Genomic DNA, 25,843 nt, shown 5'->3' on the forward strand with positions numbered 1-25,843 from the left:
TGTCAGACCCCGCCAGTAGCGTCAGGTCCAACATGACGAAGCAACGGCAGCAGACGACAAAAGGTGGATCCAAGATGGCACCCGCAGCACCCGACCGGGACAAAGCGCTCGAGCTGGCCCTGGCGCAGATCGACAAGCAGTTCGGCAAGGGCTCCGTGATGCGCCTCGGCGAGGAGGGCCGCGCCCCCATCGAGGTCATCCCGACCGGCGCGATCGCGCTGGACGTGGCGCTCGGCATCGGTGGTCTGCCCAGGGGTCGTGTCGTCGAGATCTACGGTCCGGAGTCCTCCGGTAAGACGACGGTGGCGCTGCACGCCGTCGCGAACGCGCAGAAGAACGGCGGCATCGCGGCGTTCATCGACGCCGAGCACGCCCTGGACCCGGAGTACGCGAAGAAGCTGGGCGTCGACACGGACGCGCTGCTGGTCTCCCAGCCCGACACCGGTGAGCAGGCGCTCGAGATCGCGGACATGCTGGTCCGCTCCGGCGCGCTCGACATCCTCGTGATCGACTCGGTCGCTGCACTCGTGCCGCGCGCCGAGATCGAGGGCGAGATGGGTGACAACCACGTCGGTCTGCAGGCCCGCCTCATGAGCCAGGCGCTGCGCAAGATCACCGGTGCGCTCAACGCGTCCGGCACGACCGCGATCTTCATCAACCAGCTGCGCGAGAAGATCGGCGTGATGTTCGGCTCCCCGGAGACCACGACCGGTGGTAAGGCGCTGAAGTTCTACGCCTCCGTGCGTCTGGACGTGCGCCGCATCGAGACCCTCAAGGACGGCGGCGAGCCCGTCGGCAACCGCACCAGGGTCAAGGTCGTGAAGAACAAGGTCGCGCCGCCGTTCAAGCAGGCCGAGTTCGACATCCTCTACGGTCAGGGCGTCTCGCGTGAGGGCTCGCTCATCGACATGGGCGTCGACCAGGGCATCCTGCGCAAGTCCGGTGCCTGGTACACCTACGAAGGCGACCAGCTGGGCCAGGGCAAGGAGAACGCGCGGAAGTTCCTGCGCGACAACCCGGACATCGCCAACGAGATCGAGAAGCGCATCAAGGACAAGCTCGGCATCGGCGCCACCCTCGACGCCGACGAGACCGCTCCCGCCGCGCCCGTCGAGTTCTAGAGGTAGCCGGGTTTGGACGAGGCCGAAGAGCAGCGCAAAGCACGGGACATCTGCTATGCGCTGCTCACCGCTCGTGCCCGCTCGCGGCAGGAGCTGTACGACGCGTTGCTGCGCAAGGGGATCAGCCCCGGTGCCGCCGAGGTGGTCCTCGGCAAGTTCGACCGCGCCGGCCTGATCGACGACGCCCAGTTCGCCGAGATGTGGGTGCGGTCCCGCCACACCTACAACGGCCTGGGCCGCCGCGCCCTGGCCATGGAGCTGCGCCGCAAGGGCGTCGCCGACGAGGTGGTGGCCGAGGCCGTCGCCGCGGTCGACGGTGAGGCGGAGGAGGAACGCGCCCGCGAGCTCGTCCGCAAACGCCTGCGCACCATGTCCGGTGTGGACGAGACGGCGAAGATCCGCCGCCTCGTGGGCGCGCTGGCGCGCAAGGGGTACGCCGAGGGCCTCGCCTACCGCGTGGTGCGTGACGAGCTGCGCAACGCGGGCGACGAGGCGTCGGCCCTCGACGAGCCGTGGTAGCGCCGCCGAGGCGTGCCGACAGAGGTCTGTGCCGACAGAAGTGAGTCGGCAGAAGTGAGTCGGCACGGTGTGTTGGCGGAGGTGTGCCGGCAAAGGTGCGCCGGTGCAGGTGCTGGCAAGGGTGTGTCGGCGAAGGTCGACCGCTGTGGTTCGAGCACTCAGGTGGTCATCGTGGTGACTGCTGGGGCTGATCGCTGTGGCCGGGGTGTTGACGCAAGGCGTGGCTGCTCGTTCGCGGGAAGGCCACGCCGACGCCTTCGCCGTTGCGCTCACCAAGACCAGCTTGCGTCGCAACGAGGTCATCGGCCTCAGCGCGGTCATCGCCATAGGCTCGCCGCCCGCCACCCGGAGAAGGCCCGCTCACTCGTGCTGGTCGACCTGCCTGCCCCAGCTCAGCGGCGGTGTCCCGCGTGTCACGGCCGGGTTCACCGCGTCGCGAGCTGGGCCGACTTCCCCGCTCCGCCGTGCGCTCCCGAGTAGCCTGAACGGTGTGAGCACCACTCCCGACACGCCGTCCGCCGCGACCCCCACGGTCTCGGACCTGCTCTGCTTCGACCTCTACACGACGTCGCGGGCGGTCACCGGTTTCTACCGTCCGATCCTCGACAAGGCGGGCATCACCTACCCGCAGTTCCTGGTGATGCTGCTGTTGTGGGAGCGGGACTCACGGCCGATCCGGGAGCTGGTCCAGGAGCTCGACCTCGAGTACAGCACCCTCTCGCCGCTGATCAAGCGGCTGGAGAAGGGTGGTCTGCTGGTGCGCGTCACGCACCCCGACGACGAGCGGTCCGTCCTGGTCCAGCTCACCGACAAGGGCCGTGAGCTGCAGTGGATCGGTGCCGAGATGTTCCACCAGCTGGGCAAGGCGCTGGGCATGACCGTCGAGGAGATCGCGATCCTGCGCAAGGCGTTGCAGCGCGTCAAGCTCGGCGCCGAACGCTGACCGGACAAGCCGGGGAACGCTCCACGACCTCAGTGGCCTGAAACACATCGCGCACGAGGTATCTCGTCGGGTAACTTACATCGTGCACGATCTAATCGAGCGCGATGCACCGAGACGGTGTCCGACGAGAGAGTGAGAGAACAATGCGAGTTCGCAAGGTGTTCGCCGTCCTGGGGTCCCTGCTGGCGCTGGCCGCCGCTGTTCCGTCGGGTGCGGGGGCGTCCGGTGCCTCCGGCAACGGCAAGGACGCGGAGAAGCACGGGCCGAAGAAGCCGACGGTCGTGCTCGTGCACGGTGCGTTCGCTGACGCCTCCAGCTGGAACGGTGTCGTCGACCGCTTGCAGCACAAGGGATTCCCGGTGGTGGCGGTGGCGAACCCGCTGCGGTCGGTCGGCGGCGACGCGGAGTACCTGCGCCGGGTGCTCGCCTCGATCGACGGACCTGTGGTCCTCGCCGGGCACTCCTACGGCGGCATGGTGCAGTCGGAGGCCGCGCTCGGAAACCCGGACGTGAAGGCACTCGTGTACGTCGCGGCGTTCGCGCCGGAGCAGGGCGAGAGCGCTCTCGACCTGTCGAACAAGTTCCCCGGCAGCACTCTCGGGGACACGCTGTCGGTCATCGAGCTCGGTGACGGCAGCAAGGACCTCGTGATCCGGCAGGACAAGTACTGGCAGCAGTTCGCGGCCGACGTGCCCCGCAAGGACGCGGTGATCGCGGCGGCGACGCAGCGGCCGGTCAACGACACCGCGCTGTCCGACAAGGCCGGCGAACCCGCGTGGCGCTCGATCCCGTCGTACTTCATGGTGGCGAGCCAGGACAAGAACATCCCGATCGCGGCGCAGAAGTGGATGGCCGAGCGCGCCGGTGCCCGTGCGGTCGTCGAGGTCAAGAGCGCGTCGCACTCGGTGGCGGTGTCACACCCGGAGGCCGTGGCCGACCTGATCGTGCGCGCCGCCCGGTAGGGAAGAAGTAGCGAAGCCGGGACGCCCCAGGGTGTCCCGGCTTTCTCGCGTCAGTACGTCTACGGCTTCGCGATCGTGCAGCCGGGGCGTGACAGGTCCAGCGTCGTGCCGGGGCCGAAGCAGGCGACGAAGCCGAACGTCTGCTGGGCGTAGTTGGTGCCCTTGTGGACGGTGACGTTGCCGTCGGCGTCGACCTCGCACGGGTTGTTCATCGTGCAGCGGCCGCCGCTTTCGTTGCCCGTGTTGTTGACGCCGACCACCTTGCCGTTGGTGGTGTCGATGACCGGCGAACCCGAGGTGCCGCCGATGGTGTCGCAGTCCGGCGTGTAGCGCAGCGAGTCGTCCCAGGTCCAGTCGGCTTCCTTGACCTGGTGGACGAACCCGTCGATCCGGCAGGTGTAGACCCGTTTCCAGTAGCCGGAGACGACGCTGATCTCGGTGTCCGCCACAGGGCGCGTGGCCGACAGCTCCAGTGCGCGGGTGCCGTGCTTCTCCTGGAGATCGCCGTAGGTGGTGTCGAGCTGGTAGAGCGCGGCGTCGGTGCCGGTCATCGTCGCGTAGGCGAGCTTCGCGGCGGTGAGGGTCGCGATCTTCGTGCCGGAGGCGTCGAGCAAGCTGAAGCTGCGCGACACGGGGCGGTCGACGATGACCTGACCGGCCTTCATCAGCTCGACGCAGTGCCCGTTCGTGAGCACAAGCGCCTTGTCCCGCGGGGCCGAGTCCGGCAGGCGGACGAGCGAGCCCGAGCAGTTGTTCAACGCCACGATGCCGGTGAAGTCGGCGGCGGCCTGGGCGGGTGCCGTGGACGCGCCGAGCACGGCGGTCGCTGCCAGCAGGAGTCCGACGAGTCGTCGTGCCATGTGCGGGAGTCCTTTCAGGACCGGAATGCTCCACGCATCGTAGTCGGGTCACTACTTTCGGACAGGTGCTGGCGCGCCGGAGGGTAACTTGATCGAGTGACTTCGATTGTTTGCTAACGGATGAAGCGGGCAGGTCGACGTGTTGGACATCACTTCCCAACTCCCAGGAGCCGTGATGACCCACCCACCGCAGCACATTCAGACCCGGCAGCCGGTCGAGACGCGGAAGCCGTCGAGGTTCGGTTCGCTCGCCTGGACCGCGGTGGTACTCGGATTAGTCGGCGTCGCGTGCTCGTGGGTCATCCTGCTCAACACCTACTCCGCCATAGTCGCGGTCGTCGGTGTCGTGCTCGGTGTCGTCGCCTTGTTCGGCACGCGCAAGCTGGTCGCGGTGATCGGCGTCGTCCTGTGCGTCGCGGCGGTCACGGTCTCCGTGCTGACGCAGCGGTCCGCCGCGGAGGAGCCCGGCACGAGCGCAGACGGCGCCACGAATGGGGGTGAGGCCGCCGCCGGTGAGACCCTGAAGAAGAACTCCGCCGTCGATACCCCCTCCTGGGGCAAGCGCTTCTCCTGGACGAACGGCGTGGCGATCGATGTCGCCGCGCCCGTCGCGTGCAAGCCGGGCCGGGACGCGACTCCGGCGACCATCGCCCGCGCGGTCAAGTTCAAGGTCACCGTCACCAACGGCACGAGCGCCGCGTTCGAGACCGCGCTGATCTCGTTGGGCGACGACGCGCAGTTCGACGGCAGGAAGGCCGAGAAGATCTTCGACCGCACCGGCGAATGCGACAGCACCGTCGAGTCGACGACCGTTCCTCCTGGCGAGGACTACACCTTCGAGCTCGCGTACGCGGTGGGCGCGCAGCCCGGCGAGATGCGGCTCGTGTTCGACCCCGCGTTCGACGCCGACGAGGCGAAGTTCGCCGGCCGGGCGTAAACCGTTCGCCTGGCGGCGTTCCCGCGGGTTACAAATCCGGTCATGTTGCACAAGTACCCGCGAACGCCGCACCTTCAGGGCTCTCGCCTGCAGCCGGGCGACGAGGACCTGGACCAGGTGCCGTTCCGTGCGATCGCGGGACGGCACCTGGTCGTCGAGGAGAAGCTCGACGGTGCCAACGCGGGCATCAGCTTCGGCTCCGACGGCACGCTGAGGTTGCAGTCGCGCGGCCACTTCCTGACCGGCGGGCCCCGCGAACGGCAGTTCGCGCCGCTGAAGGCGTGGGCCGCGACGTACCGGGACGTGCTCCGGGAACGGCTCGGCACGCGGTTCGTGCTCTACGGGGAATGGTTGTACGCCAAGCACACCGTGTTCTACGACGCGCTGCCGCACCACTTCTGCGAGTTCGACCTGCTCGACCGCGAGACCGGGGAGTTCCTGTCCACACCGGAACGCCGTCGAGCGCTCGCCGGAACGCCGGTGGCGTCGGTGCCGGTGCTGTACGAGGGGCCGCTGAAGACGCTGAAGGACCTCACGGCGCTGGTCGGCCCGTCCACGTGCCGCACCTCGCGGTGGCGTGACGTGCTGGTCGAGTCGGCACGTGCGGCGGGGCAGAACCCCGATGTCGTGGTCGCGGAGACCGATTCGGACGACGACATGGAAGGTCTCTACATCAAGATCGAAGAGGACGGGCGCACGGTCGCGCGCTACAAGTGGGTGCGGCCGACGTTCGTCACGGCGGTGCTCGACTCGGGCAGCCACTGGCAGGACCGCCCGATCCTGCCGAACAGGGTGGTGCCCGGTGTTTGAGTCGCTCTGCCCGTCTGGTCCACAGTGGACTCTGGACTGGGATGCCGTCAGGTCCGCCTTCTCATGGGTGCGTGCGATGGAAGGCGTGCCGCAGGACCCGGTGCACCACGCGGAAGGTGACGTCTCGGTGCACACGCGGATGGCGTGCGAAGCCCTGGTCTCGTTGCCGGAGTGGCGGGCTCGTCCGGAGGCGGAGCGCGTGCGCCTGTTCGCGACGGTGCTGCTGCACGACGTCGCCAAGCCGTTCCGCACACAGGTCGACGAAGGCCGCATCACGGCGCACGGCCACTCCCGCGCGGGTGACCTGATGGCGCGGAGGCTGCTGTGGGAGATGGGCCGCCCGATCGAGTGGCGTGAGCACGTCGCCGCGCTGGTGCGGCACCACCAGGTGCCGTTCTGGGCGCTGGAACGGCCGGACCTCGACCAGATCGCGTTCCGGGTGAGCCTCATCGCCCGCAACGACGACCTGGCGACGCTCGCGCGCGCCGACATCCTCGGCCGGATCTGCGCCGACACCGAGTCGGTGCTGGAGAACATCGCGCTGTTCGAGGAGTACTGCCGCGAACGCGACTGCCTGGACCGGCCGCGCGTCTTCCCGTCCGACCACGCCCGGTTCCAGTACTTCCGCACGCCTGGCCGCGACCCGTCCTACGCCGCCTACGACGACACACGGGTGGACGTCACGGTGCTGTCCGGCCTGCCCGGCGTCGGCAAGGACCACTGGATCGCCGTGAACCGGCCGGGCTGGCCGGTGGTGAGCCTCGACGCGGTCCGTTCCCGGCTCCGCATCGCTCCGGACGGCGACCAGCGAGCTGTCGTGGCGGCGGCGTTCGAGGAGGCCAGGACGCTGCTGAGGGCGGGGGAGCGGTTCGTCTGGAACGCGACGAACATCTCCCGGCAGCTGCGCGACCGGTGCATCGGGCTGGCCGCCGACTACCGCGCACGGATCACGCTCGTTGGTCTCGAAGCACCGAAGAACGTGATCCACACACGCAACCGCGCTCGCCCCGAGCCGGTACCGGCCGCCGTCGTGGACCGTCTTGCCGCACGATGGGAAGCAGTCGACCCCACAGAGGCGCACGTCGTCGAACGGGTGGACACCTCGGTCTAGTGCCGCTGGCCGCCGACTCGGACGAACCACAGGCTTCCGGCGACCGCGACCAGCAGGACGGCGATGCCAGCGAGGGCGGCGACGTTCACCGGGGACTCCTCCAGCCGGGCTGGGCTCGACACCGGCCGGGGAGCCGCCGCGGCCGCCGTCAGCTGCAACGAGTCCGACCGCACCAACCCGGTGCCTTCCAGCAGCTGTATGTGCTTGACCAGGAGGTTCAGCCCGGTCTGCGCGGCGGCGCGGACCGGTGCGCTCCTCGTCGCCGCGCGGGTCAGGGCGGCCTCGACGACGACGGTGCCGCCGGCGGCGCGGGACAGGTTCGCGAACCTGTCGTCGAGCACGTCGCCGGAGCTCGACGAGATGGCGTTCACCCACGACCTCTGCTCGGCCGTCGGCTCCGCGGGGAGGTCCACACCGAGCTGCCGCGCGGCCTCGCCGACCTCCTGCGCGAGCTGGGCCTGCTCGGCGGCGAGCTGACCGGCGACCCTGCGGACCTGCGCGTCACGGCCCCGGCCCGCGCTCTCCCGCCCGGCCGGCTGCTGCCAGAGCGAGTGCTGGGCGAGCAGGACGAGCAGCTCGCGCTCGGACGGTTCGGCGTTCCGTCCGGCCACCCGGACCGAGTTCACCTGAGCCTTGGCCGCCGCCAGGTCGAACGCGGACGGGTCGGCGAGGCCGGTGTCCTCCAGCACCGTCATCGTGCGGGCCAGCATCTGCACGGTCTGGTGAGCGAGCGCCCTGATCGTGGCGTCGAGGGTCACCGCCCGCGTTCTCGTGGCCGTGACGAGAAGAGTGCCCTGTGCCCGCCGGGTGATCGTCGCGTAGGCGCGGTCGTGGTCGTTCCCGGACCGTTCCGCCATTTCGTTGATGACGGACTGGTGTTCGCTGCTCACGTCGTTGGGCAGCACCACGCCGAGATCATTGGCGGACTTGAGCAGCTCGACGTCGAGTCGTGAGTGTGCCTCGAAGATGTCGCGTCCGGCGTTGCCGACGGCGGTGTTCGTCGTGCGAGCCGGGATCTCCCTGCTGATCGGCACGAGCCAGGAGTTCGTCTGGCGCAGGGAAACCAGGAAAGAACGGTCCGACGACTGCACCTCGGGGGCTTGCGCGTTGGCCGGTGCGGCTCCGGCGAACGCGCTGAGAAAGACGAAAGACGTGACGAACAACGCGGACCGCTGTCCCAGCGTGTCCAACCGGCGACGCATGTGCTCGTTCCCTCCCGCGATCGAGCTGCCTTCGAAGGGGATACGCGCAGGTTGGGCCGGGGTTCACGATGCGGACTCATTCGACGTTGTGATCTGCGTCACGGGTTGTCTTGCGAACTGTTCGGTGTCGATGTACGTACGCGAGAAGTGCTCGCGTTCTGGGGCGTTGCGAATTCCGCGCTCGGGAGGTCGCCCGTCACCAGGCGGGAGGGCCGTACCGAGCGGATGGCGGTGCAGGGTCTCCACGAACCGGCGGATTCGCCGAGACCCTGCACCTGGCTTGCCGCGACCGCGCTCTGGTCGTGACCGCGATCTTGTTGTGCGGTGCTCTGGTGGTGCGGTGCTCTGGTTGTGGCCGGGGTCAGCCGAGCTGGGCGGCTTCGCGGGCGAGCGTCTCGATGCGGTCCCAGTCGCCGGCCTTGAGCGCGTCCTTGGGAGCGAGCCACGAGCCGCCGACGCAGCCGACGTTCGGCAGCGCGAGGTAGTTCGGCGCGGTCTGCGGGGTGATGCCGCCGGTCGGGCAGAACCGCACGTGCGGCACCGGCCCGCCGATCGACTTCAGGTAGTCGACGCCGCCCGCGGCCTCGGCGGGGAAGAACTTGAGCGCGTCCAAGCCGCGTTCGGACAGCCGCAGCGCCTCGGACACCGTCGCCGCGCCCGGCAGGTACGGCAGCCCGGTGGCGTCGGCGGCGTCGAGGACGCGGTCGGTCGTGCCGGGCGTGACGAGGAACGCCGCCCCGGCCTTCGCGGCCTGCTCGGCGTGCTCCGGCGCCGTGACGGTGCCCGCGCCGATCACGATCTCCGGCACCTCCCGCGCGACGTTCTCGATCGCGGCGAGGGCCGCCGGGGTGCGCAGGGTGAGCTCGATGACGCGGACGCCACCGCGCAGCAGCGCCTGGGCCAGCGGCACCGCGTGGTCGGCGTCGTCGACCACGACGACGGGGATGACGGGGGACAGCGCGAGCAGGTCCGCCCCGGTGGTCACCCGAGGACTGTCACCGTTGGTCACGAAAGCTCTCCTTGCCACAACTTGAAGATCCAAATCCGATATATCGCATACCGCGTGGTGCCTGTGTCCGTGCCCGCCACGACTTCGTCACCGACTCCGCCGTGCGGTGTGCGACGACTTCGTCGCCTGCATCGTGCCGATGTCGACGTCAATGTTGACGTCGTCAAGCTTGCGCCGCCTTGTCGACGTTGACGCCGTCAAGCACATGACGCCCGCGTCGACATTGACAACGTCACGGTCGCGTTGGCGACGTCGACACCGTCAAGTGCGTGTCGACGTCGTCGATGTTGACCATCAATGTTGACGCTGTCGAGTTCGCGCCGATCGCGTCGACATTGACGCCATCAACCTCGGCGGACCTCATCGACGTTGACGCTGTCCAGTCTGCGTCAGCCTGGTCCACGTTGACGCCGTCCACCTCGCGACGACTTCGTCAACATCCCATCCCGCGACGACCTCGTCACCGACGAAGTCGTCGCGATCGAGCAGGTCGCCGACCCGAACCAATATATTGCCGGACCGCGACCGGTTCAGTGGTGCGTGACCGGCGCGAAGTGGTCGGCGGTGATCGGGCCGAACACCGTCGCACCGCGGTCGGCGGGACCGACGGTGCGGCGCAGGGCGGCGAAGAGCTCACGGCCCGTGCCCGCCCACTCGTGCGCGGAGGCCGGGAAGTCGACGAGCGGCCGCGACGCCAGTTCCTCTGCGGGCACCATGACCTCCAGCGTCCCGGCGGTGGCGTCGAGGCGGACGACGTCGCCGTCGCGGACCCGGCCCAGCGGGCCGCCGACGGCGGCTTCCGGGGTGAGCTGGATGGCGGCAGGGATCTTTCCCGACGCGCCGGACATGCGGCCGTCGGTCACCAGCGCCACCTTGAAGCCGCGGTCCATCAGCACGCCCAGCGGAGGTGTCAGCTTGTGCAGCTCCGGCATGCCGTTGGCCTGCGGGCCCTGCTGGCGCACGACGACGACCACGTCGCGGTCGAGCTCACCGGCCTGGAACGCCTCCTGGAACGCCTCCTGCGTGGTGAACACGCGGGCGGGGGCCTCGACGACGTGGTTCTCCCGCGCGACCGCCGACACCTTGATGACGGACCGGCCGAGGTTGCCGCTGAGCATCCGCAGGCCGCCGTCGGTGGCGAACGGGTCGGACGCCGGGCGCAGGACGTCGGTGTCCAGGGAACGGCCGGGGCCGTCGACCCAGACCAGCTCGCCGTCGGACAGCATCGGCTCCTGGCGGTAGCGGTCGAGGCCGGGACCGGCGACGGTGGTGACGTCGGCGTGCAGCAGGCCCGCGTCGAGCAGGGTGCCGACCACGAACTGGACGCCGCCCGCGGCCTGGAAGTGGTTGATGTCGGCGCCGCCGTTCGGGTAGACCCGCGCGATCAGCGGCACGATCGCGGACAGGTCCGAGAAGTCGTCCCAGCTGAGCTCGATGCCCGCGGCGGCGGCGATGGCCACCAGGTGCATCGTGTGGTTGGTGGAGCCACCGGTCGCGAGCAGCGCGACGACGCCGTTGACGACGGCCTTCTCGTCGACGACGTGCGCGATCGGGGTGTAGCCCTCGCCCTTGGCCATCTCGACGGCGCGGCGGCCGGCGTGTTCGGTGAGGGCGCGGCGCAGCGTCGTGCCCGGCGGCACGAACGAGGCGCCCGGCAGGTGCAGGCCCATGACCTCGACGACCATCTGGTTCGAGTTCGCGGTGCCGTAGAAGGTGCAGGTGCCGGGGGAGTGGTACGAGGCGGCCTCGGCTTCCAGCAGGTCGTCGCGCGTGGCCTTGCCCTCGGCGTACAGCTGGCGGACGCGGGCCTTCTCCTTGTTCGACAGGCCCGACGACATCGGGCCGGCCGGCACCAGGATCGACGGCAGGTGGCCGAAGGACAGGGCGCCGATCAGCAGGCCGGGGACGATCTTGTCGCACACGCCCAGCAGGACGGCGGCGTCGAACATCTCGTGCGACAGGGCCACGCCGGTCGACATCGCGATGACATCGCGGCTGAACAGCGACAGCTCCATGCCGTCACGGCCCTGGGTGATGCCGTCGCACATCGCGGGCACACCGCCCGCGAACTGCGACACGCCGCCGACGGCGCGCACGGCGTCCTTGATCCAGGCCGGGTACTCCTGGAACGGCTGGTGCGCCGACAGCATGTCGTTGTACGACGACACGATCGCGACGTTGGACTTGCGCAGCGCACGCAGCGCCGCCTTGTCGCCGCCGGTGATGCCGGCGAAGCCGTGCGCGAGGTTGCTGCACGCGAAGCCGGACCGGGACGTGCCGTCCTGCGCGGCAGCGGCCACACGTTCGAGGTACACACGGCGGGAGTCGGCGCTGCGCGCGGCGATCCTGCGTGTCACCTCGGTCAGGACAGGGTGCAGTTCGGTCATCTGGGTCTCCGGGTCATCACGGGCCGTGGTGGGGCCCTCACGAGACGACAACAGTGGCGTCCCACGGACGGGCGTGACGCCACACACAGTAAGTCATGGCTGGTCGTAGACACAAAAACGATTCAGTTGCTGGGAAGGATCCAGGGTCGAATGTTGGCGTGTGGTGCTTGTCACATCGCTTGAGATTGGGCAGAGTGCGGGGCACGACCTTGGAACGGAGGTGTCCCATGAACTCCACGGAGATCGTCGAGCTGCGCCGGGTCATCGGTCAGATGCGCCACGCCGTCAGCGCCCTGCGGGCCCGTTATGGCGACGTGGCGGCAGTCCAACGCCTCGCCAACGACGTTGAGCGCATGGACATCGACGCCACCGAACTCGTCGACCTCAGCACCCCGAGGCAGCGGGAAGCGCCACGGGTGGAACGTGAGGTCGTGGTCGTGCCCGACACGCCCTACGACGAGTCGTTGTGGAAGGACGCGGACGACGAAGGGCTCGGTGGCTACCGCAACCGGACCTGACGAAGCTGATCACACGGCCCCCGCCGGACGCGGGGGCCGTGCCCGTTTGTCCGCCGACCGACCGTTCTCCCACAACGACGTGGACCCAGAAAGGTGACCGATGGCGAGGGCACAGATCGCCGCCAGGACGCTGCGCACGGACCGGTGGTGGCTGCCGCCGCTGACGACGTTCGCCGGCCTGCTGCTGATCTCGATCTACGCGGCGTTCCGGACGTTCCAGGGGGACTTCTACTGGGTCGACCAGTACCACTACCTCACACCGATGTACTCGCCGTGCCTGAGCGAGGAGTGCGTGCCCGCGGCCTCGCACTTCGGCCAGCCGCTGCCGGCGCTGCCGGGGTTCCTGACGCCGCCGGTGGTGATCATCCCGTTCCTGCTCGGGTTCCGGATCACCTGCTACTACTACCGCAAGGCGTACTACCGCGCCGCCTGGGCGTCGCCGCCCGCGTGCGCCGTGGCCGAGCCGCACGCCAAGTACACCGGTGAGACGCGCTTCCCGCTGATCGCGCAGAACCTGCACCGGTACTTCTTCTACGCGGCCTCGATCCTGTTGTGCGTCAACATCTACGACACCGTCCTGGCGTTCGGCACCGGGCTCGGGCTGGGCAACCTCATCCTGCTCGTCAACGTCAGCCTGCTGGCCGCGTACACGCTGTCGTGCCACTCGTGCCGCCACATCGCGGGCGGACGCCTCAAGCACTTCTCCAAGCACCCGGTCCGGTACTGGATGTGGACGCAGGTCTCGAAGCTCAACAACCGCCACATGCAGCTGGCGTGGGCCTCGCTGATCTTCGTCTGCCTGACCGACCTGTACGTCGCGCTGGTCGCCTCGGAAACGATCTCCGACCTCCGCTTCATCAACTAGGAGTGGTTTTGCCCGAGCTGGAAAGGCATTCGTTCGACGTTCTCGTGATCGGCGCTGGCGGGGCCGGTCTGCGTGCCGCGATCGAGGCCCGTGAGCACGGCCTGCGCACCGCCGTTCTCTGCAAGTCGTTGTTCGGCAAGGCGCACACCGTCATGGCGGAGGGCGGGATCGCCGCCGCCATGGGCAACGTGAACTCGTCGGACAGCTGGCAGGTGCACTTCCGCGACACCATGCGCGGCGGCAAGTTCCTCAACAACTGGCGGATGGCCGAGCTGCACGCCCAGGAGGCGCCGCAACGGGTCTGGGAGCTGGAGACCTACGGGGCGCTGTTCGACCGCACCAAGGACGGCCGCATCTCGCAGCGCAACTTCGGCGGCCACGAGTACCCGCGTCTCGCGCACGTCGGTGACCGCACCGGTCTGGAGCTGATCCGCACCCTGCAGCAGAAGATCGTGTCGTTGCAGCAGGAGGACTTCAAGGAGACCGGCGACTACGAGCACCGCCTGCGGGTGTTCCAGGAGTTCACCGTCACCGACCTGGTGAAGGACGGCGACAGGATCGCCGGCGCGTTCGGCTACTGGCGCGAGTCCGGCCGGTTCGTGCTCTTCGAGGCACCGGCGGTGATCCTCGCGACCGGCGGCATCGGCAAGTCGTTCAAGGTCACCTCGAACTCGTGGGAGTACACCGGCGACGGCCACGCGCTGGCACTGCGCGCGGGCGCCTCGCTGATCAACATGGAGTTCATCCAGTTCCACCCCACCGGGATGGTCTGGCCGCCGTCGGTGAAGGGCATCCTCGTCACCGAGTCCGTGCGCGGTGACGGCGGCGTGCTGCGCAACTCCGACGGCAAGCGGTTCATGTTCGACTACATCCCCGAGGTGTTCAAGGACAAGTACGCGGACAACGAGGAGGAGGCCGACCGCTGGTACACCGACCAGGCGGGCAACCGGCGCCCACCGGAGCTGCTGCCGCGCGACGAGGTGGCGCGCGCGATCAACTCCGAGGTGAAGGAGGGTCGCGGGTCACCGCACGGTGGCGTCTTCCTCGACGTGTCGACCCGGCTGCCCGCCGAGGAGATCCGGCGCCGGCTGCCGTCGATGCACCACCAGTTCAAGGAGCTGGCCGACGTCGACATCACCGCGCAGCCGATGGAGGTCGGCCCGACGTGCCACTACGTCATGGGCGGCGTCGAGGTGGACCCGGACACCGGCTCGTCGTCCGTGCCGGGGCTCTACGCCGCCGGTGAGGTCTCCGGCGGCATGCACGGGTCCAACCGGCTGGGCGGCAACTCGTTGTCGGACCTGCTCGTGTTCGGCCGCAGGGCCGGTGCGGGCGCCGCGGAGTACGTGCGGGGGCTGAGCGACCGCCCGGCGATCGCGGAGGAGGCCGTCACCGAGGCACGGGCCACCGCGCTCAAGCCGTTCCAGCAGGAGGGCGGGGAGAACCCGTACACCCTGCACATGGAGCTGCAGCAGTCCATGAACGACCTCGTCGGCATCATCCGGCGGGCGGAGGAGATGGACGAGGCGTTGCAGCGCCTGGAGAAGCTCAAGGAACGGGCCCGGTCGCTCTCGGTCGAGGGGCACCAGCAGTTCAACCCCGGCTGGCACCTCGCGCTCGACCTGCGCAACATGCTGCTCGTGTCGGAGTGCGTGGCGCGGGCGGCGTTGCTGCGCACCGAGTCCCGCGGCGGCCACACCCGCGACGACCACCCGTCGATGGACGCCGAGTGGCGGCGCAAGCTGCTGGTGTGCGCGGTCTCCGGCGACGGCGTGGAGGTCGTGGAGAAACCGCAGATCCCGATCCGGTCCGACCTGCTCGACCTGTTCGACCGGTCCGAGCTGGAGAAGTACCTCACCGCCGAGGAGCTGGCATGAGCTACCAGGGGAAGTTCCGGGTGTGGCGTGGCGACGACTCCGGCGGCGGGCTGGAGGACTTCACCGTCGAGGTCAACGAGGGCGAGGTGGTGCTCGACATCATCCACCGGCTGCAGGCCACCCAGGCACCGGACCTCGCCGTGCGGTGGAACTGCAAGGCGGGCAAGTGCGGCTCGTGCTCGGCGGAGGTCAACGGGCGGCCGCGGCTGCTGTGCATGACCCGCATGTCGATCTTCGAGGAGGCGGAGACGATCACGGTCACGCCGATGCGGACGTTCCCGATCATCCGCGACCTCGTCACCGACGTGTCCTTCAACTACACCAAGGCGCGCGAGGTCCCGTCGTTCCAGCCGCCGAAGGACCTGGCTCCGGGCGAGTACCGGATGCAGCAGGTGGACGTCGAGCGCTCGCAGGAGTTCCGCAAGTGCATCGAGTGCTTCCTGTGCCAGAACACCTGCCACGTGGTGCGCGACCACGAGGAGAACAAGGAGGCGTTCTCCGGGCCGCGGTTCCTCATGCGGGTCGCCGAGCTGGAGATGCACCCGCTCGACACCGCCGACCGCGTCGACCAGGCCCAGGACGACCACGGGCTGGGCTACTGCAACATCACCAAGTGCTGCAGCGAGGTGTGCCCCGAGCACATCCACATCACCGACAACGCGCTCATCCCGATGAAGGAACGCGTCGCCGACCGCAAGTACGACCCGATCGTCTGGCTGGGCAACAAGCTCTTCAGGCGTTCGTAACATCGTGAAACAAGGAACGGGGCGTGTCCGATGTGGACACGCCCCGTTTCGCTGACCGGTGTCAGAGGACGCTGCCGGCCCCCATGACCGCCGACGACTCGGCGACCTGGGTCTGGCCGGCCTCGTCGTCATCGGTGTGGATGACCTTCTTGCTGCGGCGGTTGCGCTTCTCGAGGTAGTTCGCGAACCACGTCAGCAGCAGGCACAGTCCGATGTAGATCAGCGCGACGACGATCATGACCGAGATCATCGGCCGGCCGAAGTTCACCGCGTCGCCACCGATGCGCGTGCCCCAGCGCAGCAGCTCCTCGAACGTGATGAGGAAGCCGAGCGCGGTGTCCTTCAGCAGCACGACGAGCTGGCTGATGATGGTCGGCATCATCGACCGCAGCGCCTGCGGCAGCAGGACGAGCGTCATCACCTGGGTCTTGCGCATGCCCAGCGCGTACGCGGCCTCGCTCTGCCCCTTCGGCAGGGAGTTGATGCCCGCGCGGAAGATCTCCGCGAGCACCGAGCCGTTGTACAGCATCAGGCTCACCACGACCGCCGTGAACGCGCTCAGCTTCACCCCGGCCACGGGAAGGCCGTAGTAGAAGAAGAACATCATGACCACGAGCGGGATGGCGCGGAAGATCTCGACGACCACCGCGGCGGGACCGCGCACCCACGCGTGGTCGGACAGCCGGGCGGCGGCGAAGACCGCGCCGAACAGCAGCGCCAGCACGGCTCCGACGGCGAACGCGCTCAGCGTGTTGCCGATCGCCTCCACCAGGGAGAGCTGGATCTGCTTGTAGTTGATCCAGTCGAGCCTGCGGGAGGAGAACTGGTCGGTGGCGATGAAGCGCATCACCACGTAGGCGAGGGCGGCGACCAGGGCCGCGACGCCGACGACCGCCATGATCTTGTGACGGACGCGGGCCTTCGGACCGGGGACGTCGAACAGCACCATGCTCATCGGGCCACGCTCCACCGCTTCTCGAAGGTCTGCTGCACGTAGGTCAGCGGCATGACCAGGATGACGAACCCGATCGCCACCCACAGGAGTCCGAGCAGGACGTTCTCACCCTGCTCCGACAGCGAGTCGCGGATGGTGCCCGCCTGGAAGACGGCGAAACCGGAGGCGACCGTCGTGTTCTTCAGCAACGCGATCATGGTGCTGGTCATCGGCGGCACCACCGACCGCAGCGCCTGCGGCAGCACCACGTTGCCCAGCATCTGCACGAACGTGAGCCCGAGCGCGCGGGACGCCTCGGCCTGGCCGACCGGCACGGTGTTGATGCCGGAACGGACGACCTCGCAGACGAAGGCCGCCGTGTAGAGCGACAGCGCCACCACGGCCGCGGTGTAGGGCTCGATCTTCACGATCTCCAGCAGGGGGTAGCCGAAGAGGAAGAAGACGAAGACGAGAGTCAGCGGGGTGTTGCGCAGCACCGTCACGTAGGCCGCGCCGACGGCCCGGAACACCGGGACGGGGCTGACCCGCAGCGCCGCGAGCAGCGTGCCCAGCAGCAGCGACAGCACGCCGGAGATCGCGAAGAGCTGCAGCGTCTGTCCGAACGCGCGCAAGAACAGATCTAGGTTGTTGGTGAGGACGCTCATCGGGTTTCCTTGTCCGCCTTCAAAGGAACGGCCGGTGGACCCGCGCAGGATCCACCGGCCACTAAGAGCCCGTCAGTACCGGTCGATGGTCGGCTTCTCGGCGGACGACCCCGACTTGCCCAGGGTGCCGTCGTAGATCTTCTGCCAGGCACCGTCGTCCATGGCGGCCTGGAGGATGTCGTTCACCTTGTCGCGCAGGGCCTTGTCGTCCTTGGGCAGGCCGATGCCGTACGGCTCGTTGGAGAACGTCTTGCCGACGACCTTCAGCTTGCCCTCCTCGGCGGCGGCGTAGCCCTTGAGGATCGCGTCGTCGGTGGTGACGGCGTCGACCTCACCGTCGAGCAGCTTGGTGACGCACTGCGAGTAGCCCTGGAACTCGAGGATGTTCTCGGGCTCGGTGTAGCCCTTGTCCCGGATCTGCTTGATCGGGGTGGATCCGGTGGCGGAGCAGACCTTCTTGCCCTTGAGCGTCTCCGGGCCGGTGATGTCGGTGTTGTCGGCCTTGACCAGCAGGTCCTGGCCCGCGACGAAGTACGGTCCGGCGAAGGCGACCTTCTCCTTGCGGCCCGCGTTGATCGTGTAGGTGCCGACGTAGTAGTCGACGTCACCGTTGATCAGCGCCTGCTCGCGAGCGGCCGACTGGATCGTCTTGAACTGGATCTTCTCCGGGTCGAAGCCGAGCTTCGCCGAGATCAGCCGGGCGATGTCGACGTCGAAGCCGCTGTACTTGTTGGTCGTCGGGTCCTTGTAGCCCAGACCCGGCTGGTCCTCCTTGACGCCGACGACCAGCGAGCCGCGCGACTTGGCCTTCTCGAACGTGGGCGAACCGTCGACCTTCACGTCCGCGGCGACGTCGAAGACACCGGCGGGCGCCGCCGTGTCGGTCGGGCTGCCCTCCTTGCCACACGCGGTAAGGGCGAGTGCGCCCGTCAGCAGCACCGCCGCAAGGGTGCGAACCCTCATCGTCCTTCTCCTGCCATTCGTTCGAAATCGGGCTGACTACTAGTGCGTCAGGATCTTGCCAAGGAAATCCTTCGCGCGGTTGGACTTCGGGGCCGAGAAGAACTCTTCCGGGGTGGAGTCCTCGACGACCTCACCGTCGGCCATGAAGATCACCCGGTCCGCGGCCTTGCGGGCGAAGCCCATCTCGTGCGTGACGACGAGCATCGTCATGCCTTCCTTGGCGAGGCTCGTCATGACGTCCAGGACCTCCTGGACCATCTCCGGGTCGAGCGCGGAGGTGGGCTCGTCGAACAGCATCACCTTGGGCTTCATCGCGAGCGACCGCGCGATCGCCACGCGCTGCTGCTGTCCACCCGAGAGCTGAGCGGGGAACTTGTCCGCCTGGTTGGCGATGCCGACGCGCTCCAGCAGTTCCATCGCGGTCTTGCGGGCCTCGGCGGCCGGGATCTTGCGCACCTTCGTCGGAGCCAGCATCACGTTCTCGACGATGGTCTTGTGCGCGAAGAGGTTGAACGACTGGAACACCATGCCGACATCGGCGCGCAGGCGAGCCAGTTCCTTGCCCTCGGCCGGGAGCGGCTGCCCGTCGACCTCGATGACGCCCGAGTCGATCGGCTCCAGGCGGTTGATCGTCCGGCACAGGGTCGACTTACCGGAACCCGACGGCCCCAGCACGACCACGACCTGCCCCTTCGGCACTTCCAGTTGCACGTTCTTGAGCACGTGCAGCGGGCCGAAGAACTTGTCCACACCCGCCATGCGAATCATCGGCGGGGCAGAGGCGGCAGTCATCCAGTCCTCCATTTGGGGTCGTCGGCGTTGGCGGAAACCTAGGTGTCCGCCACCACACCAGTCCAGGACATTGAGCAAGACTTAGGGTCTCAACTCTGTCACAGGCAGACATCGGTTGCCCGGGAGGTAGCGAAAGTGCGCGTGCTGCTCGTCGAGGACGACGACAGGGTCGCCGAGGCCCTGGTCCCCGCCCTGACCAGACGGGGGTTCCACGTCGACCGGCAGGCCACCGGCCGCGGCACACTCGACCGCCTCGCGGGCGTCGACGTGGTGCTGCTCGACCTCGGACTGCCCGACATGGACGGTGTGACGCTGTGCCGCGCCATCAGGGCCGCGTCGGACGTCGCGATCATCGTGGTCTCGGCGCGGGGGGAGATCGACGACCGGATCCTCGGCCTGCACGCCGGGGCCGACGACTACCTGGTCAAGCCCTACGACGTGGGTGAGCTCGTCGCCCGCGTGCACGCCGTGCGGCGCCGCCGCGGAGCCGACCCGGTGGGGGTGGGGTCGGCGTCGACGGAGGTGTTCGAGACCGGGGACGTGCGGGTGGACCTCGGCCGGCACGAGGTCACCGTCGCGGGCGCGTCGGTCGCTTTGTCTCGCAAGGAGTTCCAGGTGCTCGCGCTCGTGATGGCCGCGGGCGGCGCGGTGTGCACGCGGGAGCGCATCCTCGCCGAGGTGTGGGGCAGGACCTGGTCGGGCGCGAACCGCACGCTCGACGTGCACGTGGCGACGCTGCGGACCAAGCTCGGCCGTCCGACGCTGCTGGAGACGGTGCGGGGCGTCGGGTACCGGCTGGGTCAGGTGTGATCTCGATTGGGTGAATTTCTCCGGTGTGTCGGCGCCGGGTGGGGTGACGGGCAGTGAGGACCCGGTTGCTGGGCGTCGTTCTGGCGCTCGTAGTCCTCGTGCTGGTGGGTCTCGGGGTGCCGCTCGGCCGCAACGTGGCGACCGCGGAGCAGCAGGAGATGTTCCTCGACCGGCTCGCCGACACCAGCCGATTCGCGTCGCTCGCGCAGCGGCCGTTGATCGACGACCAGCCGAGCGTGCTGCGTCCCGAGCTGGAGCGCTACGACGAGCTCTACGGCATCGGTGTGGCCGTGGTGGCACGTGACGCGCCGACGGTGGCGCTGGTGGCGTCGCGCAACGACCTCGCGCTCGGCGACAACGTCGTGCAGGAACTGGTGAGCAAGGCGCTGGCAGGGCGGCTACCGGTCGTGCCGCCGTTGTTCATGCCGTGGGACGAGACGCGGCTCGTCCTCGCCGAACCGGTGCTGGTCGACGGCGAGGTCCGCGGCGCGGTGATCACGTTCTCGCCGACGGACAAGACCCGCTTCGAGGTGCTGGCCTGGTGGGGGCTGCTGCTCGCGGCGAGCCTGCTGGTGCTGGCGCTCGCGGTGCTGCTGGCGCTGCCGGTGGTGCGCTGGACGCTGCGGCCCGTGCAGGCGCTCGACGACGCGACGGGCAAGTTGCTGGCCGCGGTCGTGGCCGGGCGCCCGGTGCCGCCCGTCGGCGCGGACAGCGGCCCGCCGGAGCTGCGGCAGCTCAGCAGGTCCTTCGACCAGATGGCCGCGAACGTGAGCGATGTGCTGGCCGCGCAACGGGCGTTCGTCGCCGACGCCTCGCACCAGCTGCGCAACCCGTTGACGGCGTTGAAACTGCGGCTGTCCAACCTGGAGGGTCACGTCGACGACGAGGCCGAGGTGCACCAGGTCGAGGCGCTCAGCGAGACCGACCGGCTCAACCGCATCCTCGACGAGCTGCTCGCGATGGCCCGCGCGGAGTCCAGCTCGGTCGACCCGGTCCCGGTGGACGTCGACAAGTCCGTGGCCGCCCGGCTGTCCGCCTGGCAGGCCGCCGCGGCCGCGAAGGACGTCCACCTCGTGCTGGACGGGCAACGGGTCGGTGCGGCGCTCGCGCCCCCGCGCGGCATCGAGACGATCCTCGACGCGCTGCTCGACAACGCGCTGAAGTTCACCCCGGAGGGCACGCTGATCGTCGTCGACGTGCGCAAGGCGGACGGCGTCGTGACGCTGTCCGTCGCGGACGAGGGCCCCGGGCTGCAGGCCGAGGAGCTCGACCGCGCCACCGACCGGTTCTGGCGCAGCCCCGCCCACCAGAACGTGCCGGGCTCCGGGCTGGGGCTGTCCATCGTGCGGCTCGTCGTCGAACGGGTGGACGGCTCGGTGCGGCTCGAGTCGCCGGAGAACGGCGGGCTGAAGGTCGTGGTGCGGCTGCCCGCCGTGTGACGCCTCAGATCTTGGCGTCGCGGTAGTAGCGGACGGCGCCGTTGTGCAGCGGCACCGGCGAGGTCTCGATCGCCGACCGCTGCTCGATCGTTCTGGCGGCCGAGTGCGCCTTCACGAGCTCCGGCTGGCCCTCGAACAGCTTCCGCACGAGCGCCTCGGCCACGTCGTCGGACATCTTCTCGCTGACGAGCAGGAAGTTGCGCACGACGAGGGTGATGACCGGGCCGGACTGCAGGTTGTAGGTCGAGGCGGGCAGCGTCGCCGACCCGTACACGGGGTACTGCTGGCGGAACGCCACCAGGTCCTCGCTCAGGTCGAGCATCCGCACGCCGAGCCCCTTGGTGAGCTCCGTGATGCGCGCCGTCGGCAGGCCGCCCGACCAGAAGAACGCGTCGAGCCTGCCCTCCTGCATCGCCTGGGCCGAGTCGTCGAGGCCGAGGTTGACCTCCTGCGGTGTGACGTTCGCCGACCGCAGCAGCCGGCGCGCGATGATCTCGACGCCCGACTCGTGCCCGCCGATCGACACGCGCAGCCCCGACAGCTCCCCGAGCTTGCTGACCGGCAGGTCGGCCCGCACGATGACCTGCAGGTAGTCGTCGTGCATCCGGGCCAGCGCGCGCAGCTTGTCCGCGCCCGGCACCCCGTCGACCGCGTCGGCCTGCGAGAACCCGACCTGCGCCTGGTCGTTCACCAGCCGCACGACGTTGTCCTTCGACCCGGCGGTCGCGACGACCTGCGGACGGGCGATGCCGAGGCGCCCGCTCCAGATGTCCGCGAGACCGTTTCCGAGGGAGTAGTAGACGCCGCCCTCGCTGCCCGTCGCCATCGTGATCTTGACGTCCTCGAGCGTGCTGCCACAGCCCGTCAGGACCGTCGCGGCGGTGAACAGGCTCACTGCGAGGTGCACTCGTCCCAGCACCTGCGCATCGTGCCACGGCGGCGTTCTACGCTTGCACCCGACGAAAGGTTGGTTGCAGTGACCCGCAGTTACCAGATCCGCACGTTCGGTTGCCAGATGAACGTGCACGACTCCGAGCGGCTCGCCGGTCTACTGGAGGACGCTGGCTACGCGCGGGCCGCCGAGGACGACCAGGCCGACGTCGTCGTCTTCAACACCTGCGCGGTGCGCGAGAACGCCGACAACAAGCTCTACGGCACCCTCGGCCACCTCGCCCCGCGCAAGGCGGCGAACCCCGGCATGCAGATCGCGGTCGGCGGCTGCCTCGCGCAGAAGGACCGCGGCGAGATCGTCCGGCGCGCCCCGTGGGTGGACGTCGTGTTCGGCACGCACAACATCGGCTCGCTGCCGGTGCTGCTCGAACGCGCCCGGCACAACTCCGAGGCGCAGGTCGAGATCCTCGACGCGCTGGAGACGTTCCCGTCGTCGCTGCCCGCCGCCCGCGACTCCGCCTACTCGGGCTGGGTGTCGATCTCGGTGGGCTGCAACAACACCTGCACGTTCTGCATCGTGCCGTCGCTGCGCGGCAAGGAGAAGGACCGCCGCCCCGGCGACGTGCTCGCCGAGGTCCAGGCGCTCGTGGACGAGGGCGTGCTGGAGGTGACGCTGCTGGGCCAGAACGTCAACTCCTACGGCGTCGAGTTCGGCGACCGGTTCGCCTTCGGCAAGCTGCTGCGCGCCTGCGGTGACGTCGACGGGCTGGAGCGGGTGCGCTTCACCTCGCCGCACCCCAAGGACTTCACCGACGACGTGATCGCCGCGATGGCCGAGACGCCGAACGTGTGCCACAGCCTGCACATGCCGCTGCAGTCCGGTTCGGACCGGCTGCTCAAGGCGATGCGCCGCTCGTACCGCACCGAGAAGTACCTGGGCATCATCGACAAGGTCCGCGCCGCCATGCCGGACGCCGCGATCACCACCGACATCATCGTCGGCTTCCCCGGCGAGACCGAGGAGGACTTCCAGGGCACGCTCGACGTGGTGCGCCAGGCGCGGTTCTCCTCCGCGTTCACGTTCCAGTACTCGAAGCGCCCGGGAACGCCCGCCGCCGAGCTGCCGGACCAGCTGCCGAAGGCCGTCGTGCAGGAGCGGTTCGACCGGCTCGTGGCGCTGCAGAACGAGATGACCCACTCGCTGAACGTCGAGCAGGTCGGCCGGACCGTCGAGGTCCTCGTGGCCACCGGCGAGGGCAAGCGCGACGCCGAGACGCAGCGCATGAGCGGCCGCGCCCGTGACGGCCGCCTCGTGCACTTCACGCCCGGCACCACCGCCCCGCGGCCCGGCGACGTCGTCGAGACCGTCGTGACGTACGGGGCGCCGCACTACCTCGTGGCGGACGGCGAACCGCTGTCGTGGCGCCGCACCAAGGCCGGTGACCGCTCCGAGGCGGGGCTCAAGCCGAAGACGGCGGGGGTCGGGCTCGGCCTGCCCTCGTTCGGCGTGCCCGCGCCGCTGCCCGCCACGTCCGGGTGCGCCGCCACGTGAGCGACGAGGAGTTCCTGCGCAAGGAGATCGACTCGGTGGAGCAGCAGGCCGCGAAGCGGATCGACCCCGGCACCGGGGCGTTGACGATCTCCATCGCGGTGCTGGCGCTGCTGGTGTCGCTCGTGCTGCCGTGGATCGGCGACGCGACCGGCCTGGGCGTGCTGCTCGGCGAGTCCCAGGGCGTCCTGCCGAGGCTGTTCGCGTTCCTGGCGCTCGGCGTCGGCGTGCTCGGGTCCGGCATCACGCTCGCGGTCCGCCGGTGGGGCCTGGCGTGGGTGTGCGCGCTCGGGCTCTTCGCCGCGTCGGTCGTCGGGGTGCTGTCGATCTGGACCCAGCAGACGACGACGAGCAACAAGGTCGTCGGCCCCGGACCCGGCCTCGGGCTGACCATCGCCGTCATCGCCGTGGTCGTCCTGCTGGTGAAGTGGGTGAAGATCGCGGCCTCCCGCCCGCCCCAGCTGTGACGGCAGGCCGTCCGAGAACGGCCGCAACACCCGCTGAAATCGCCTGAGGGCCCCTCTCCACGCGGGAGAGGGGCCCTCTGACGTCAGAGCCTCTAGCGGGTCGCCAGCGCCTGCTCAGCGGCGGCGAGCCACTCGCGCCACTGGGCGGCCTGCGCCTCGGCCTGCTCGGTGCGGCGCTTGTCGCCGGCGGCACGGGCCTTCGCGGCCTGCGCCTCGAACTGCTCCACGCGCTCGCGGAACTGCGCCACGCGGGCCTCGGCCTCGGGGTCGGAGCGGCGCCACTGCGCGTCGACGGCGCCGCGGACCCTCTCCTCGATCGTGCGCAGCTTGCCCTCGAGCTCGCGGATGCGCTCGCGCGGCACCTTGCCGATCGCGTCCCACCGCTCCTGGATCTTGTAGAGCTGCTGGCGGGCGGTCTCGAGATCGGCCGACGGGTCGATCGCCTCGGCCTCGGCGAGCAGCTCCTCCTTCAGCTTCGCGTTGGCCGCGAACTCGGCGTCACGCTCGCTGAAGGCTTCGGAACGCCGCTGGAAGAACGCGTCCTGGGCCGCGCGGAACCGCTGCCACAGCGCGTCGTCGGCCTCCTTGGGCGCACGCCCGGCGGCCTTCCACTCGACCATCAGCTCCTTGTAGCGACCGGCCGTGGCACCCCAGTCGTCGGAGTCGACGAGCTTCTCCGCCTCCTCGACCAGCGCCTGCTTGGACGCCTTCGCCACCGAACGCTGGCGGTCGAGGTCCGCGAAGTGCGAGCCGCGGCGGCGGTTGAACGCGTCACGGGCCTTCGAGAACCGGCGCCACAGCTGCTCGTCGGTCTTGCGGTCGACGCCGCGGATGGTCTTCCACTCGTCGAGGATCGCGCGCAGCCGGTCGCCCGCGACCTTCCACTGCGTGGACTCGGTCGCGATCGACTCGGCTTCCTCGACCAGCGCCTGCTTGCGGGCCACGGACTGGGCGCGGGCGGCCTCCTTGGCCTCCTTCGCCTTCTCCATGCCCTTCTCGGCCAGCACCAGCACGTGCTCGACGCGGTCGGCCAGCGCCTTCAGGTCGCCGACCACGGCGGCGTCCGCGAGCTGCTCCTTGACGTGCTTCGCGCTGGTCAGCGCGTGCTTGGGGTCGCCGGCGCCGGACGTGAGCCGCGACGCGAGCAGCTCGACCTCGGTGCGCAGGTCGTCGAACCGGCGCGCGAAGTGCGCGAGTCCCTCGACCGGCTCGCCCGCCTGCCAGGAGCCGACGGCGCGCTCGCCGTCCGCGGTCTTGACGTACACGGTGCCGTCGGCGTCCACGCGCCCCCAGCGCTCAGGGTGGTCCGACGCCACGGGGACGGCCGGAGGCGTCGCCTGCGCGGTCTCCTTCGGCGTTTCCTCGGCCCCACCCTCGGCTGCGACCTCCACCGGAGTGGTCTCGGCCGCAACCTCCGGTGTGCTGTCCTGCTCCGACATCGCCGGTTCCTCCCATCTGACGCCCGT

Annotated in this window: 25 protein-coding genes; 15 read left to right on the plus strand and 10 right to left on the minus strand. The window is 69.3% G+C overall.

Translation table 11 applies throughout. The features are described 5' to 3' along the window. Positions 1-74: 74 nt before the first annotated feature. The 4 genes from recA to BLT23_RS32395 all read left to right on the plus strand — a co-directional run bounded on the left by recA (position 75) and on the right by BLT23_RS32395 (position 3,545). Positions 75-1,121 (plus strand): recombinase RecA, encoded by a 1,047-nt coding sequence (recA, locus tag BLT23_RS32380; protein ID WP_090056456.1) that lies wholly within the window; start codon positions 75-77, stop codon positions 1,119-1,121. A gap of 12 nt (positions 1,122-1,133) precedes the next feature. Beyond that, on the plus strand, positions 1,134-1,640 hold the full coding sequence (locus BLT23_RS32385; protein ID WP_090056460.1) for a regulatory protein RecX: 507 nt from the start codon (positions 1,134-1,136) through the stop codon (positions 1,638-1,640). 490 nt (positions 1,641-2,130) lie between these two features. Next, entirely contained in the window at positions 2,131-2,583 is a 453-nt protein-coding gene (locus BLT23_RS32390; RefSeq protein ID WP_090056463.1) for a MarR family winged helix-turn-helix transcriptional regulator, read from the plus strand. Between the two features lie 143 nt (positions 2,584-2,726). After that, the gene (locus BLT23_RS32395; RefSeq protein WP_090056467.1) at positions 2,727-3,545 is read left to right on the plus strand and encodes an alpha/beta fold hydrolase; all 819 of its coding nucleotides are present in this window, start codon (positions 2,727-2,729) and stop codon (positions 3,543-3,545) included. A 59-nt stretch (positions 3,546-3,604) separates the two neighbouring features. Here BLT23_RS32395 and BLT23_RS32400 read toward each other — a convergent pair whose 3' ends face one another. Continuing rightward, positions 3,605-4,405, minus strand: coding sequence for a trypsin-like serine peptidase (locus BLT23_RS32400; RefSeq protein ID WP_090056471.1), 801 nt, complete (start codon positions 4,403-4,405; stop codon positions 3,605-3,607). A 175-nt stretch (positions 4,406-4,580) separates the two neighbouring features. Here BLT23_RS32400 and BLT23_RS32405 point away from each other — a divergent pair, with 175 nt between their 5' ends. The 3 genes from BLT23_RS32405 to BLT23_RS32415 all read left to right on the plus strand — a co-directional run bounded on the left by BLT23_RS32405 (position 4,581) and on the right by BLT23_RS32415 (position 7,263). Next, complete coding sequence (locus tag BLT23_RS32405) at positions 4,581-5,342, plus strand: hypothetical protein (RefSeq protein WP_090056474.1); 762 nt, start codon at positions 4,581-4,583, stop codon at positions 5,340-5,342. 42 nt (positions 5,343-5,384) lie between these two features. After that, positions 5,385-6,152 carry an RNA ligase family protein gene (locus tag BLT23_RS32410; RefSeq protein WP_090056478.1) on the plus strand — a complete coding sequence of 256 codons (768 nt, stop codon included), beginning with the start codon at positions 5,385-5,387 and terminating at the stop codon, positions 6,150-6,152. Between the two features lie 76 nt (positions 6,153-6,228). Further along, on the plus strand, positions 6,229-7,263 hold the full coding sequence (locus tag BLT23_RS32415; RefSeq protein ID WP_090056481.1) for an AAA family ATPase: 1,035 nt from the start codon (positions 6,229-6,231) through the stop codon (positions 7,261-7,263). On the opposite strand, the gene BLT23_RS32420 is transcribed toward BLT23_RS32415, so the two are convergent. From BLT23_RS32420 to edd, 3 genes are all read right to left on the minus strand, one after another. Then, a complete protein-coding gene (locus BLT23_RS32420) occupies positions 7,260-8,465 on the minus strand; it encodes a DUF4142 domain-containing protein (RefSeq protein WP_090056483.1) in 1,206 nt (401 codons plus the stop codon). The genes BLT23_RS32415 and BLT23_RS32420 overlap by 4 nt on opposite strands. A 361-nt stretch (positions 8,466-8,826) precedes the next feature. Beyond that, complete coding sequence (gene eda / locus BLT23_RS32425) at positions 8,827-9,450, minus strand: bifunctional 4-hydroxy-2-oxoglutarate aldolase/2-dehydro-3-deoxy-phosphogluconate aldolase (protein WP_090056486.1); 624 nt, start codon at positions 9,448-9,450, stop codon at positions 8,827-8,829. Positions 9,451-10,004: 554 nt separating this feature from the next. Then, positions 10,005-11,861: a phosphogluconate dehydratase gene (edd, locus tag BLT23_RS32435; protein ID WP_176947025.1), complete on the minus strand. Its 1,857-nt coding sequence runs from the start codon at positions 11,859-11,861 to the stop codon at positions 10,005-10,007. Between the two features lie 227 nt (positions 11,862-12,088). On the opposite strand from edd, the gene BLT23_RS32440 reads away from it, so the two are divergent. From BLT23_RS32440 to BLT23_RS32455, 4 genes are all read left to right on the plus strand, one after another. After that, positions 12,089-12,379 (plus strand): hypothetical protein, encoded by a 291-nt coding sequence (locus BLT23_RS32440; protein WP_090056491.1) that lies wholly within the window; start codon positions 12,089-12,091, stop codon positions 12,377-12,379. Positions 12,380-12,479: 100 nt separating this feature from the next. Next, a complete protein-coding gene (locus BLT23_RS32445; RefSeq protein ID WP_090056494.1) occupies positions 12,480-13,244 on the plus strand; it encodes a hypothetical protein in 765 nt (254 codons plus the stop codon). Positions 13,245-13,252: 8 nt separating this feature from the next. Then, positions 13,253-15,121 carry a fumarate reductase/succinate dehydrogenase flavoprotein subunit gene (locus BLT23_RS32450; protein ID WP_090056912.1) on the plus strand — a complete coding sequence of 623 codons (1,869 nt, stop codon included), beginning with the start codon at positions 13,253-13,255 and terminating at the stop codon, positions 15,119-15,121. After that, the gene (locus BLT23_RS32455) at positions 15,118-15,867 is read left to right on the plus strand and encodes a succinate dehydrogenase/fumarate reductase iron-sulfur subunit (protein ID WP_090056497.1); all 750 of its coding nucleotides are present in this window, start codon (positions 15,118-15,120) and stop codon (positions 15,865-15,867) included. Before BLT23_RS32450 ends, BLT23_RS32455 begins: the two co-directional genes overlap by 4 nt. Positions 15,868-15,928: 61 nt before the next feature. Here the strand turns inward: BLT23_RS32455 and BLT23_RS32460 are convergent, their stop codons facing one another. The 4 genes from BLT23_RS32460 to BLT23_RS32475 form a co-directional block, all read right to left on the minus strand. Continuing rightward, a complete protein-coding gene (locus tag BLT23_RS32460; RefSeq protein WP_090056501.1) occupies positions 15,929-16,822 on the minus strand; it encodes an amino acid ABC transporter permease in 894 nt (297 codons plus the stop codon). Beyond that, complete coding sequence (locus tag BLT23_RS32465) at positions 16,819-17,466, minus strand: amino acid ABC transporter permease (RefSeq protein ID WP_090056505.1); 648 nt, start codon at positions 17,464-17,466, stop codon at positions 16,819-16,821. Before BLT23_RS32465 ends, BLT23_RS32460 begins: the two co-directional genes overlap by 4 nt. Before the next feature lie 72 nt (positions 17,467-17,538). Then, positions 17,539-18,429 (minus strand): glutamate ABC transporter substrate-binding protein, encoded by an 891-nt coding sequence (locus tag BLT23_RS32470; RefSeq protein WP_090056509.1) that lies wholly within the window; start codon positions 18,427-18,429, stop codon positions 17,539-17,541. 39 nt (positions 18,430-18,468) lie between these two features. Then, positions 18,469-19,197 carry an amino acid ABC transporter ATP-binding protein gene (locus BLT23_RS32475; protein ID WP_176947034.1) on the minus strand — a complete coding sequence of 243 codons (729 nt, stop codon included), beginning with the start codon at positions 19,195-19,197 and terminating at the stop codon, positions 18,469-18,471. 159 nt (positions 19,198-19,356) lie between these two features. Here BLT23_RS32475 and BLT23_RS32480 point away from each other — a divergent pair, with 159 nt between their 5' ends. Together BLT23_RS32480 and BLT23_RS32485 are read left to right on the plus strand one after the other, a co-directional pair. Further along, the gene (locus BLT23_RS32480; RefSeq protein WP_090056512.1) at positions 19,357-20,031 is read left to right on the plus strand and encodes a response regulator transcription factor; all 675 of its coding nucleotides are present in this window, start codon (positions 19,357-19,359) and stop codon (positions 20,029-20,031) included. A gap of 53 nt (positions 20,032-20,084) precedes the next feature. Then, positions 20,085-21,470 carry a sensor histidine kinase gene (locus tag BLT23_RS32485; RefSeq protein ID WP_090056516.1) on the plus strand — a complete coding sequence of 462 codons (1,386 nt, stop codon included), beginning with the start codon at positions 20,085-20,087 and terminating at the stop codon, positions 21,468-21,470. A gap of 4 nt (positions 21,471-21,474) precedes the next feature. Here BLT23_RS32485 and BLT23_RS32490 read toward each other — a convergent pair whose 3' ends face one another. Next, positions 21,475-22,389, minus strand: coding sequence for a TAXI family TRAP transporter solute-binding subunit (locus tag BLT23_RS32490; protein WP_245744422.1), 915 nt, complete (start codon positions 22,387-22,389; stop codon positions 21,475-21,477). Between the two features lie 57 nt (positions 22,390-22,446). On the opposite strand from BLT23_RS32490, the gene miaB reads away from it, so the two are divergent. Together miaB and BLT23_RS32500 are read left to right on the plus strand one after the other, a co-directional pair. Then, positions 22,447-23,913: a tRNA (N6-isopentenyl adenosine(37)-C2)-methylthiotransferase MiaB gene (gene miaB, locus BLT23_RS32495; RefSeq protein ID WP_176947026.1), complete on the plus strand. Its 1,467-nt coding sequence runs from the start codon at positions 22,447-22,449 to the stop codon at positions 23,911-23,913. After that, on the plus strand, positions 23,910-24,377 hold the full coding sequence (locus BLT23_RS32500; RefSeq protein WP_245744424.1) for an Rv2732c family membrane protein: 468 nt from the start codon (positions 23,910-23,912) through the stop codon (positions 24,375-24,377). The genes miaB and BLT23_RS32500 overlap by 4 nt, the downstream gene beginning before the upstream one ends. Before the next feature lie 92 nt (positions 24,378-24,469). On the opposite strand, the gene BLT23_RS32505 is transcribed toward BLT23_RS32500, so the two are convergent. Then, the gene (locus BLT23_RS32505) at positions 24,470-25,816 is read right to left on the minus strand and encodes a DUF349 domain-containing protein (protein ID WP_090056531.1); all 1,347 of its coding nucleotides are present in this window, start codon (positions 25,814-25,816) and stop codon (positions 24,470-24,472) included. Between the last annotated feature and the right edge of the window lie 27 nt (positions 25,817-25,843).

Origin of the sequence: Lentzea fradiae (assembly GCF_900100955.1) — a bacterium.
Lineage (GTDB): Bacteria > Actinomycetota > Actinomycetes > Mycobacteriales > Pseudonocardiaceae > Lentzea > Lentzea fradiae.